Genomic DNA, 11,395 nt, shown 5'->3' on the forward strand with positions numbered 1-11,395 from the left:
AGAGAAGGCAAAAAAAGTAGGACGCGGGCCAGCGAGCGGTTTCTGATGCAAAAGATTGTCACATCCGGCCCGCGCTGCAGTGGCTGCAGCGCCATGGGCTAAGCTCGATTAGAGCGATCTTGTTCGGGGTCTGCAAGCACTTCTTTGTGCGGCGCCGGCTCGACCGGGGCCGGCAACTCACCCTTTTTTCGACCCGAGAACATGGTCCACCACACAATAGCGACCAAAATGGCCAACGCCAGCAGTGCTTCAAGCAAAATCAGACCCATGAATTTCCATCTCCTGCGCCGAGCTTCACTGGCGCTGATTGTAGGAACCCTGGTGGCATGCACCACCACCAAGCAGCAAAACGACCCGGCACCGGTGCCAGAGATGGCTCCGCATGGCGGGCCGGCTTCCGCAGCCAAGCCGCCGTTCACCGCCAATGTACCGACTAAAAGCCGCTGGGTGGCGGTGGACTGGGGCGAGTTGCCCGGCGTGCCCCAGGATTCTCTGAATGAGGCCTGGAATGCCTGGATCAAGAACTGCGAGCGTCCCAGCACCGTGTTTGCCAATCTGTGCGGCGAGGTGCGCCGCCTGAGCATTGCCTCGGAAGACGAGCAGCGCAGCTGGATGATGAACACGCTGCAGCCCTATCGCATCGAAGCGACCACGGGCAGCCCCGACGGCATGCTGACCGCCTATTACGAGCCCCTGTACGAGGCGCGCCGGGTGCAGGGCAACGGCTTCAATGTGCCCATCTATCAGGTCCCGCAGGGCTTTGGCAAGCGCAAGCCCTGGTTCACGCGCCAGCAGATCGACACCATCCCCGAGGCGCAGGCCGCCCTGGCCGGCCGCGCCATTGCCTGGCTGCGCGACCCGGTGGACATGCTGGTGCTGCATATCCAGGGCTCGGGCCGGCTGATGCTGACCGAGGCCGACGGTCGCCAGCGCATGATCCGCGTGGCCTATGCCGGCACCAACGATCAGCCCTACAAGAGCGTGGGCCGCTGGCTGCTCGACCAGAACCTGGTGCGCGATGCCACCTGGCCCGGCATCAGCGCCTGGATTGCCGCCAATCCCTCGCGTGTCAACGAGATGCTGTGGAGCAATCCGCGCTATGTGTTCTTCCGCGAGGAGGCGCTCAATGACTTCGATGCCCAGTTCGGCCCCAAGGGCGCGCAGGGCGTGGCGCTGACGCCGGGCCGCTCCATTGCCGTGGACCGTAACAGCATCCCTTACGGCACGCCGGTCTGGCTGTCCACGCCCGGCCCTACGGTCTCGCTCAACCGCCTGGTGTTTGCGCAGGATACGGGCAGTGCGATTCTGGGCGCCGTGCGCGCCGACTATTTCATGGGCTGGGGGGCCGAGGCCGGCGATGTGGCTGGCCGCATCAAGCAGCCGCTCAAGCTCTGGGCCTTCTGGCCCAAGGCCTTGGCCGGATCGGCGCCGCATCTGCGCTGATGCAAAAACAGGAGCTGCAAGCGCTTGTCAGTCAACGAATTTCAATGGGTAGCTATCTGAAATTCATGTGTTGAGAGTGCTGACAGCTCTCTTTTAGAGAGCATCGGTGAAGTAGCGCTGCACCACGGGCGGCTCCTTGCCCTTGTGAAAGCTCAGCTTGCGGTCGCGCAGCGCCACATCGGCGGTCGTCACGCGCTCGAAGCGGCGCAGATGTTCGGTCCAGGACTCGTCGGTGATCTGCTCCACAAAGCGCTCGGGCTGGCTCATGCTGTGCAGCAGGCTCCAGGACAGAGCGCCCTGGCGCAGGCGGCTGCGCCGGCTCAGCTGCATCAGATCGCGGAAGGCGCCGGCCCTGGCCGGATCGATCAGGTACTCGATGGTCACCACCACGCGGCCGGCTTCGGGCGGCAGCGCGGCCGTCGGCGGCGTGAAGGCGCGCGAAGGGCTGAGGTCTTCCTCGATGTCGCGGTCCGGGTTCAGGCGCTGCACGATCAGCAGGGCCGTCAGCCCGCTGACGGCCGCCACGGCCATGCTGATCTGCACCGAGCTCAGGCTGGCGACCTTGCCCCAGATGGCGGCGCCAATGGCCGTGCTGCCCATGATGGACATCTGGTATATGGACATGCCGCGTGCCCGCACCCAGTTGGGCAGGGCCATCTGCGCAGCCACGCCCAGCGTGTTGGCCGTGGCCAGCAGGGCCAGGCCCGAGAGCATCATGCCCGGCACGGCCACGGCGATATGGGGGGCGAAGGCCACGGTCAGCGTGGCCAGGCTTTGCGCGGCCACGCCGGCCAGCACCGTGCGCTCGCCCGACAGCATCTGGCGTATGCGCGGCAGCAGCATGGCGCCCAGGATGGCACCCGCGCCCATGGACGCCAGCAGCAGCGTGAAGGTGCCGGCGCTGCCGCTGCTGGCCGTGCCGTGGTCCAGGCGCTGGGCCGTCAGCGGCAGCAGCGCCATGATGGCGGCGGCCTGCAGAAAGTAGCAGACGGTGCGCAGCAGCACGGCATGCATGCGCGGGGACTCCTGGATGAACTGCAGGCCCACCCGCATGGCCGAGCCCAGGCGCTCGCGGCCCAGCGGGTTGGCGGGCTGCTGGCGCTTCCAGCGCAGCAGCACAAAGCCCGAGACGATGGACAGAGCTGCGTTGAGCACAAACACCCAGGCACTGCCCAGGCTGGCAATCAGGGCGCCCGCCACCAGCGGGCCGATGATGCGCGAGGCATTCATGGCCACGCCGTTGAGCGCCATGGCAAAGGGCAGGTGGTGCTTGGGCACCAGCTCGGGGATCAGCGCGGAGAACACCGGCCAGCGCATGGCCAGGCCGATGCCGTTGGCAAACACCAGGGCCAGCAGCAGATAGGGCGTCAGCCGGCCCGAGAGCACGGCCAGGCACAGCAGCAGCGCCACGGCAGCCACCCAGAACTGGGTGACGATGAAGTAGCGGCGCCGGTCCAGGATATCGGCCAGTGCCCCGCTGGGCAGGGCCAGCAGCAGCACCGGCAAGGTGGAGGCCGACTGCACCAGCGCCACCAGCACGGGCGAGGTGGTCAGCGATGTCATCAGCCAGGCGGCCGCCACATCGTTCATCCACATGCAGATATTGGCCGTCATCCAGATCATCCACAGCATGCGGAAGGTGGGTGTGGCCAGCGGCGTCCAGAGGCCCGGGGCCGCGGCAGGCGGCGCGCCGCCGTCATGCATGGCCGAGGGATCTTCCAGCAGCTTGCCTGCAGGGACCTGGCCGGATTCTGAAATTATTGGATTTTGGGGAGCGCGTGCTGCGGAATCATCGTGGGCCATGGGACACGATTCTGTAGCAGGAAAGTTGTGCTGACAAATACGTAGTTTCTCAAACCTGCCCGGCTCGGCGCCCAGTGCTGCTCATGCGCTGAATGCTATTGATAAGTGAGCTTTCAGCGCTTGATGAACAAGGATTTCAATATGGATTGAGTCTGCATTTGCGATGAACCAAAGCGGCACATGCTTCACTTTTGAGTGCCGCCGGCCTGGCGCAGGCAACACTCAGGCGGCACTCAGGCGTGCGTCAGCGTGCTGGGCAGCGGCAGCGCGCTGCTGGACTTCACTTCGCCCAGCGAAAAAATCGTGTGCACGTCTTTGACGTTGGGCAGGCGCAGCAGCACATTGCGCACAAAACCGGAAAAGCTCTCCAGATCCCTGGCAACGACCTGCAGCTCGAAGGTGCCCGCGCCGCTGATGTAGTGGCAGGTGGTGACCTCGGGCAGCAGGCGAATGGCTTCCTCCATGCGCAGCGTGATGTCGGCCGTGTTCTGTGCGGCATCCACGCGCACAAAGGCCAGCACGCCCAGGCCCAGCTTGTGGCGGTCCAGCGTGGCGTGATAGCCGGTGATGTAGCCCGACTCCTCCAGCGCGCGCACGCGCCGCCAGCAGGGCGCGGCGGACAGGCCCACGCGCTGGGCCAGCTCGGCATTGGTAAGGCGCCCATCCATCTGCAGCTCATTCAGGATGGCCCAGTCGAAGCGATCAAGTTGATTCATGAGCCGCAATTTACAGCAAGATTCTTTCAAAAACTAGGTTAATCCCGGCAATAAAAAGAAAGCTCTATTCAGTGCGTTTTCCGTAAACTTTGCTCAAACAACTTGCGTTCCGTGCCTCTGGCGCAGGAATGCCCAAAGCAATATGCTGCTCTGGTAGCCATCAGCTGCCACGGGTGGTCACCCACATGGAGACAAGCCATGAATGCCCCTTTGCCCGATGAAGTCCGTCGTGCCCTGGAGTCTGTGACTCTGGACGACAAATATTCCCTGGCCCGCGGCCGCGCCTTTATGAGCGGCGTGCAGGCCCTGGTCCGGCTGCCCATGCTGCAGCGCCTGCGCGATGCGCAGGCCGGGCTCAATACCGCCGGCTTCATCAGCGGCTATCGCGGCTCGCCCCTGGGCACCTACGACCAGTCTCTGTGGGCCGCCAAAAAGCATATGGAGGCGAATCACATCGTCTTTCAGCCCGGTGTGAACGAAGAGCTGGGCGCCACGGCCGTCTGGGGCACGCAGCAGCTCGATCTCTACCCCGAAACCAAGAAGTTCGACGGTGTCTTCGGCATCTGGTATGGCAAGGGGCCGGGCGTGGACCGCTGCTCCGACGTGTTCAAGCACGCCAATATGGCGGGCACGGCCAGGCATGGCGGCGTGATTGCGATCGCGGGCGACGACCACATCAGCAAGTCCTCCACGGCCGCGCACCAGAGCGACCACATCTTCAAGGCCTGCGGCACGCCGGTGTTCTTCCCCAGCAATGTGCAGGACATCCTGGACATGGGCCTGCATGCCTTTGCCATGAGCCGTTTCTCGGGTCTGTGGTCGGGCATGAAGACGATCCAGGAGGTGGTGGAGTCCTCCTCCTCGGTCCTGGTGGACCCGGATCGCGTCAACATCATCCTGCCCGAAGACTTTCAGATGCCGGACGGCGGCCTGCATATCCGCTGGCCCGATCCGCCGCTGGAGCAGGAAGCGCGGCTGATGAACTACAAGTGGTATGCGGCCCTGGCCTATGTGCGCGCCAACAAGCTCAACCACAACGTGATCGAGGGCCCCAACGACCGCTTCGGCATCATCGCCAGCGGCAAGGCCTATAACGACACGCGCCAGGCCATGGCCGATCTGGGGCTGGACGAGGACACCTGCCGCCAGCTGGGCATCAGGCTGCACAAGGTCAACGTGGTCTGGCCGCTGGAGGCCACGATCACTCGCGATTTCGCACGCGGCCTGCAGGAGATTCTGGTGGTCGAGGAAAAGCGCCAGGTCATCGAATACCAGATCAAGGAAGAGCTCTACAACTGGCGCGACGACGTGCGCCCCAATGTGGTGGGCAAGTTCAGCGACGAGCATGGCGGCGAATGGTCGCTGCCCAACCCCAGCACCGACTGGCTGCTGCGCCCCACGGCCGATCTGACCCCCGCCATCATTGCGCGCGCCATTGCCCAGCGCCTCAAAAAGCTGGGCGTGCCCGAGCATGTGCAAACGCGCATGCAGCAGCGTCTGGCCGTGCTTGACGCCCGCGAAGCGGCGATCAAGGCCGCCAAGGAGGTCTCCACGGGCGACCGCACGCCCTGGTTCTGCAGCGGCTGCCCGCACAACACCTCGACACGCGTGCCCGAAGGCTCGCGCGCCGTGGCCGGCATCGGCTGCCATTACATGACCACCTGGATGCCCGATCGCCGCACCAGCACCTTCACGCAGATGGGCGGCGAGGGCGTGACCTGGGTGGGCCAGGCGCCTTTCACCAAGGAAGCCCATGTCTTCGCCAACCTGGGCGACGGCACCTACTTCCACAGCGGGCTGCTGGCGATACGCCAGAGCATTGCGGCCGGCACCAACATCACCTACAAGGTGCTCTACAACGACGCGGTGGCCATGACGGGCGGCCAGCGCGTGGGCGAGCGGCCCGAAGGCCATTCGGTGCTGCAGATCATGAACAGCCTGCTCTCCGAGGGCGTGGGCAAGCTGGTCATCGTCACCGACGCGCCCGAGAAATACGATGGCGTGAAGCTGGGCGAGGGCGTGACCGTGCACCACCGCGACGAGCTGGATGCGATCCAGCGCCAGTTCCGCGAGCTCAAGGGCTGCACGGCCATCATCTACGACCAGACCTGCGCCACCGAAAAGCGCCGCCGCCGCAAACGCGGCACGCTTTCCACGCCCGACAAGACCGTGGTCATCAACGAGCTGGTCTGCGAGGGCTGTGGCGACTGCTCGGTGCAATCCAACTGCCTGTCGGTGGAGCCCGTGGAAACCGATTTCGGGCGCAAGCGCCGCATCAACCAGAACAGCTGCAACAAGGACTATTCCTGCGTCAAGGGCTTCTGCCCCAGCTTCGTCACCGTCGAGGGCGGTCAGCTCAAGAAGCCCAAGCAGGAGAAGAAGGGCAGCCTGGAAGCCCTGCCCAACATTCCCGAGCCCGTGCTGCCCGTGGCCGAGCAGGCCTGGGGCATCGTGGTGGCCGGTGTCGGCGGCACGGGCGTGATCACCATCGGTTCGCTGCTGGGCATGGCCGCACACCTGGAAGGCAAGGGCGTGGTCACGCAGGATGCTGCGGGCCTGGCGCAAAAAGGCGGCTCCACCTGGAGCCATATCCAGATCGCCAACCGCGCCGATGCCATCTACACCACCAAGGTGGACATGGCCAAGGCCGATCTGGTCATCGGCTGCGACCCCATCGTGGCGGCCACGCCCACCACCTTGTCCGTGATGCAGCCGGGACGCACCTATGTGGCGCTCAACAGCCATGCCGCGCCCACTGCCACCTTCGTGGGCAACCCCGACTGGCAGTCGCCGGCCGCACGCTGCGCCACGGCGCTGGCCGAGGCCGTGGGTCATGGCGCCCTGGGCAGCTTCGACGCCGAGAAGGCCTCCACGGCCCTGCTGGGCGACAGCATCTACGCCAACCCCATGATGCTGGGCTACGCCTGGCAAAAAGGCAGGGTGCCGCTGAGCCATGCCTCGCTGATGCGCGCCATGGAGCTCAACGGCGTGCAGGTGGCACGCAACCAGGAGGCTTTTGAATGGGGCCGCCGCTGCGCCCATGATCTGGAGGCTGTGCGCGCTCTGTATCAGGCATCGCAGGTGATCCAGTTCGTCAAGAAGCCGTCGCTGGAGGAAATGCTGGACAAGCGTGTGGAGTTCCTCACGGCCTACCAGAACGCGGCCTATGCCCAGCAGTACCGCGACTTCGTGGCCAAGGTGCGCGCGGCGGAAGAGCCGCTGGCCCAGGGCACGCGCCTGTCCCAGGCCGTGGCGCGCTATCTGTTCAAGCTGATGGCGTACAAGGACGAGTACGAGGTGGCGCGTCTGCACACCGAGGCGGCGTTCACTCAGAAGATCAGCGACATGTTCGAGGGCGACTACAAGCTCGTGCATCACCTGGCGCCCCCCGGTTTCGCCAAGAAGGACGAGCAGGGCCATCTGCTCAAAAAGTCCTATGGCCCCTGGATGCGCAAGGCCATGGGCTGGCTGGCCGGCATGAAGGGGTTGCGCGGCACGGCGCTGGATCCCTTCGGCCGCACCGAGGAGCGACGCACCGAGCGTGCCTTGATCGTCGAATACCGCCAGTGCATCGAAACCCTGCTGACGGGTTTGACGACCGACAAGCTGGCGCTGGCCGTGGAGATCGCCTCCATCCCCGAAGACATTCGAGGCTACGGCCATGTGAAGGAGCACCATCTGGCGGCCGCGCGCATCAAGTGGCAGACGCTGATGACTCGCTGGAATGGCTCGGCTGCACCCGCTGCGCCAGCGGTCAAGCTGTTGGCAGTGAACTAATTGCGCCGAAGTGCATCACAACAAGGCCGGGGCAACCCGGCCTTTGTATTCATGGCCAGAGGCGCGACGCTGGCGGCACTATCTGATTGATAGCTGCAAACGCATGTATTTACTGATATTCAAATATAAAACAGTCAGAAAACAATGCAAGCAATGCGCTGATAGCTATGTTTTTTGTGGGCATTGTTGATGTGGGACGGGAGGTCCGCATCGCATCAGGGAATGCCTGTGCTGCGCGGCTGCCCATGCCAATCTTGGGTACAAGCCAGCCGAATACAATGTCCCGCTGACCTGGCGAGATCGTGCAAGTGCGCGCCTGCCGGGACCTATTCCTGACAAATTCACTCTTTCGGAGTCTTTTTCGTGTTCATTTCTTCTGCTTTCGCCCAGACCGCTCCTGCCGCCGCTGCTGAAGGCGGCTTCATGGGTTCGCTCACCGGCATGCTGCCTCTGGTGCTGATGTTCGTGGTGCTGTACTTCGTGATGATTCGTCCCCAGATGAAGCGCCAGAAGGAACACCGCTCCATGATCGACGCGCTGGCCAAGGGTGATGAAGTGGCAACCGCCGGCGGCATCATCGGCACCGTGACCCGCATGGCCGAGCAATTCATCTACATCGAAGTGGCATCCGGCGTGGAAGTCCAGATCCAGCGCTCTGCTGTGGTGCAGGTGCTGCCCAAGGGCACGGCCAAGTAAGCCTGTCTGCTGTGGATTTTGAGGGGTACGGCGCTCGAACAGAGTGCGCGTACCCGTTGTGCGTTGCTGTAAAACAAAGAGCGCGATCATGAACCGATACCCGGTCTGGAAGTACGCGATCATCGTGATCGCGCTGCTGGTGGGGGTGCTCTACACCCTGCCCAATTTCTTTGGTGAAGCGCCTGCCGTGCAGGTGTCCTCGGCCAAGTCCACCGTCAAGGTGGACAACGCTGTGCTGCAAAAGGTGGAGTCCGCCTTGAACGCGGCCAGCGTCAAAGCCACATCGATGTCGCTGGAAGGCACTTCGGTGCGCGCCCGCTTCGATACGCCTGATGAGCAGCTCAAGGCCAAGGACGTCATCCAGAAGGCCCTGATCTCCGACCCCACCGACCCCTCCTACATCGTGGCGCTGAACCTGGTGTCGCGCTCGCCCGACTGGCTCACGGCCATCGGCGCCAAGCCCATGTATCTGGGCCTGGACCTGCGCGGCGGCGTGCACTTCATGCTGCAGGTGGACATGGCAGCGGCCCTGACCAAGAAGGCCGAGAGCTATGCGGGCGATCTGCGCTCTTCGATGCGTGACAAGAACATCCGTCACGGCGGTGTCAGCCGCGACGGCAACAACGTCACCATCCGCGTGCGCGACGAAGCCACGCTGACGGCGGCGCGCAACCTGATCGCGGACCAGTTCCCCGATCTGGCGGCTACTTCCTCGCCCGATGGCACGGGCTTCAAGCTGGTGGCCTCGATCAAGCCCGAGGCCCTGCGCAAGGTGCAGGAGCAGGCGCTCAAGCAGAACATCGTCACGCTGCATAACCGTATCAACGAACTCGGCGTGGCCGAGCCCGTGATCCAGCAGCAGGGCCTGGACCGCATCGTGGTGCAACTGCCTGGCGTGCAGGACACGGCCAAGGCCAAGGACATTCTGGGCCGTACCGCCACACTGGAAGTGCGCATGGTGGACGAGTCCGCCGAAGCGCGTGCTGCCGAGATGGGCTCCGGCCCCGTGCCTTTCGGCTCCGAGAAATATCTGGACCGCAACGGCCAGAGCATCATCGTGCAAAAGCAGGTGACGCTGACCGGCGAGAACCTGACGGATGCCCAGCCCGGCTTTGACAGCCAGACCCAGGAGCCCACCGTCAACCTGACGCTGGACGCCAAGGGCGCGCGCATCTTCAAGGACGTGACGCGCGAGAACGTGGGCAAGCGCATGGCCATCATCCTGTTCGAAAAGGGCAAGGGCGAAGTGGTGACGGCTCCCGTGATTCGCGGTGAAATCGGCGGCGGCCGCGTGCAGATCTCGGGTCGCATGACTACGGCTGAAGCCAACGACACCTCGCTGCTGCTGCGCGCCGGTTCGCTGGCCGCGCCCATGGAGATCATCGAGGAATACACCATCGGCCCAAGTCTGGGTGCCGACAACATCGACCGCGGTATTCACTCCGTGGTCTGGGGCATGGTGGCTGTTGCTGCCTTCATGTGTGTCTATTACATGCTGTTCGGCGTGATCTCCACGATCTCTCTGGGCATCAACGTATTGCTGCTGCTGGCCATTCTGTCCATGCTGCAGGCCACGCTGACCCTGCCCGGCATTGCCGCCATGGCGCTGGCGCTGGGTGTGGCCATCGACTCGAACGTGCTGATCAACGAGCGCATTCGCGAAGAGCTGCGTGCCGGTGCTTCGCCCCAGGCGGCGATTCATGCCGGTTACGAGCATGCCTGGCACACCATCCTGGACTCGAACGTGACCACCCTGATTGTGGGTCTGGCACTGCTGGCCTTTGGTTCTGGTGTGGTGCGTGGCTTTGCCGTGGTGCACTGCATCGGCATTCTGACCAGCATGTTCTCGGCGGTGTTCTTCTCGCGTGGTCTGGTCAATCTCTGGTACGGCGGTCGCAAGAAGCTCAAGAGCCTCGCCATCGGTCAGGTCTGGAAGCCTGAGGGTGAGGGTCACCGTTCCGTGGCCGGCCGCGGCGGCAACAACTAAGGAGGAAGATCATGGAGTTCTTCCGCATCAAAAAAGACATTCCGTTCATGAAGTACGCGTTGGTCTTCAACGCGATTTCCTTCATCACCTTTGCGCTGGCCGTTTTTTTCCTGTTCTCGCGCGGCCTGCATCTGTCCGTGGAGTTCACGGGCGGTACGGTCATGGAAGTGGCCTATACCCAGCCCGCCGACATCGGCAAGGTGCGTGAAACCGTTTCCAAGCTCGGCTATGCCGATGTGATCGTGCAGAATTTCGGTACATCCAAGGATGTGATGATTCGTCTGCCCGTGCAAAAGGGCGTGACGACTGCTCAGCAAAGTGAGCGGGTGATCACTGCACTGAAGGCCGAGGATGCAGAGGTCACGCTGCGCCGCACCGAGTTTGTCGGCCCGCAGGTGGGCGATGAGCTGATGCACAACGGCCTGATGGCGCTGGGCATGGTGGTGCTGGGCATCATCATCTATCTGGCCTTCCGCTTCGAGTGGAAGTTCGGTGTGGCGGCCATCATTGCCAACTTGCACGACGTGATCATCATCCTGGGCTTCTTCGCCTTCTTCCAGTGGGAGTTTTCGCTCTCCGTGCTGGCAGGCGTGCTGGCCGTGCTGGGTTACTCGGTCAATGAGTCCGTGGTGATTTTTGACCGTATCCGAGAGGCCTTCCGCAAGTTCCGCAAGCTCAGCACCCACGAGGTGATCGATCACGCCATCACGTCGACCATGAGCCGGACCATCATCACTCACGCTTCGACCGAAGCCATGGTGCTGTCCATGTTCTTCTTTGGCGGCCCCAGCCTGCATTACTTTGCGCTGGCGCTGACGATCGGTATCTTGTTCGGTATCTATTCTTCGGTGTTCGTGGCGGCTGCCATTGCCATGTGGCTGGGCGTCAAGCGCGAAGATCTGGTCAAGGCTCCAGCCAAGCCCGGGTCGCAAGATCCCAACGATCCCAACGCGGGAGCCGTGGTCTGACGCTT

The 11,395-nt window shown here is 63.5% G+C and carries 8 protein-coding genes; 5 read left to right on the top strand and 3 right to left on the bottom strand.

The features are described from left to right. Nucleotides 1-98: 98 nt before the first annotated feature. Nucleotides 99-269 (bottom strand): hypothetical protein, encoded by a 171-nt coding sequence (locus tag DFO48_RS25450; RefSeq protein WP_003072234.1) that lies wholly within the window; start codon nt 267-269, stop codon nt 99-101. Between DFO48_RS25450 and DFO48_RS13645 the strand changes: the two genes are divergently transcribed. Further along, nucleotides 268-1,443, top strand: coding sequence for a murein transglycosylase A (locus tag DFO48_RS13645; RefSeq protein ID WP_003072236.1), 1,176 nt, complete (start codon nt 268-270; stop codon nt 1,441-1,443). The two genes, DFO48_RS25450 and DFO48_RS13645, sit on opposite strands and share 2 nt — an antisense overlap. 93 nt (nt 1,444-1,536) lie before the next feature. On the opposite strand, the gene DFO48_RS13650 is transcribed toward DFO48_RS13645, so the two are convergent. Both DFO48_RS13650 and DFO48_RS13655 read right to left on the bottom strand, forming a co-directional pair. Then, the gene (locus DFO48_RS13650) at nt 1,537-3,246 is read right to left on the bottom strand and encodes an MFS transporter (protein ID WP_114863718.1); all 1,710 of its coding nucleotides are present in this window, start codon (nt 3,244-3,246) and stop codon (nt 1,537-1,539) included. 233 nt (nt 3,247-3,479) lie between these two features. Continuing rightward, nucleotides 3,480-3,962 (bottom strand): Lrp/AsnC family transcriptional regulator, encoded by a 483-nt coding sequence (locus DFO48_RS13655; protein WP_003072240.1) that lies wholly within the window; start codon nt 3,960-3,962, stop codon nt 3,480-3,482. Nucleotides 3,963-4,160: 198 nt separating this feature from the next. Here DFO48_RS13655 and DFO48_RS13660 point away from each other — a divergent pair, with 198 nt between their 5' ends. The 4 genes from DFO48_RS13660 to secF all read left to right on the top strand — a co-directional run bounded on the left by DFO48_RS13660 (nt 4,161) and on the right by secF (nt 11,390). Beyond that, the gene (locus DFO48_RS13660) at nt 4,161-7,739 is read left to right on the top strand and encodes an indolepyruvate ferredoxin oxidoreductase family protein (protein WP_114863719.1); all 3,579 of its coding nucleotides are present in this window, start codon (nt 4,161-4,163) and stop codon (nt 7,737-7,739) included. Between the two features lie 363 nt (nt 7,740-8,102). Continuing rightward, nucleotides 8,103-8,435, top strand: coding sequence for a preprotein translocase subunit YajC (gene yajC, locus DFO48_RS13665; protein ID WP_003066810.1), 333 nt, complete (start codon nt 8,103-8,105; stop codon nt 8,433-8,435). An 88-nt stretch (nt 8,436-8,523) separates the two neighbouring features. After that, on the top strand, nt 8,524-10,422 hold the full coding sequence (secD, locus tag DFO48_RS13670) for a protein translocase subunit SecD (RefSeq protein ID WP_114863720.1): 1,899 nt from the start codon (nt 8,524-8,526) through the stop codon (nt 10,420-10,422). An 11-nt stretch (nt 10,423-10,433) separates the two neighbouring features. After that, a complete protein-coding gene (gene secF, locus DFO48_RS13675; RefSeq protein ID WP_003072247.1) occupies nt 10,434-11,390 on the top strand; it encodes a protein translocase subunit SecF in 957 nt (318 codons plus the stop codon). Nucleotides 11,391-11,395: the final 5 nt, after the last annotated feature.

The organism is Comamonas sp. AG1104 (assembly GCF_003350425.1).
Taxonomy (GTDB): Bacteria; Pseudomonadota; Gammaproteobacteria; order Burkholderiales; family Burkholderiaceae_C; genus Comamonas; species Comamonas testosteroni.

Excerpts from the sequence above, each read along its gene's own strand:
- DFO48_RS13645 (WP_003072236.1), top strand. The coding sequence starts at position 268 with ATGAATTTCCATCTCCTGCGCCGAGCTTCACTGGCGCTGATTGTAGGA.
- DFO48_RS25450 (WP_003072234.1), bottom strand. The coding sequence starts at position 269 with ATGGGTCTGATTTTGCTTGAAGCACTGCTGGCGTTGGCCATTTTGGTC.
- DFO48_RS13650 (WP_114863718.1), bottom strand. The coding sequence starts at position 3,246 with ATGGCCCACGATGATTCCGCAGCACGCGCTCCCCAAAATCCAATAATT.
- DFO48_RS13655 (WP_003072240.1), bottom strand. The coding sequence starts at position 3,962 with ATGAATCAACTTGATCGCTTCGACTGGGCCATCCTGAATGAGCTGCAG.
- DFO48_RS13660 (WP_114863719.1), top strand. The coding sequence starts at position 4,161 with ATGAATGCCCCTTTGCCCGATGAAGTCCGTCGTGCCCTGGAGTCTGTG.
- secD (WP_114863720.1), top strand. The coding sequence starts at position 8,524 with ATGAACCGATACCCGGTCTGGAAGTACGCGATCATCGTGATCGCGCTG.
- secF (WP_003072247.1), top strand. The coding sequence starts at position 10,434 with ATGGAGTTCTTCCGCATCAAAAAAGACATTCCGTTCATGAAGTACGCG.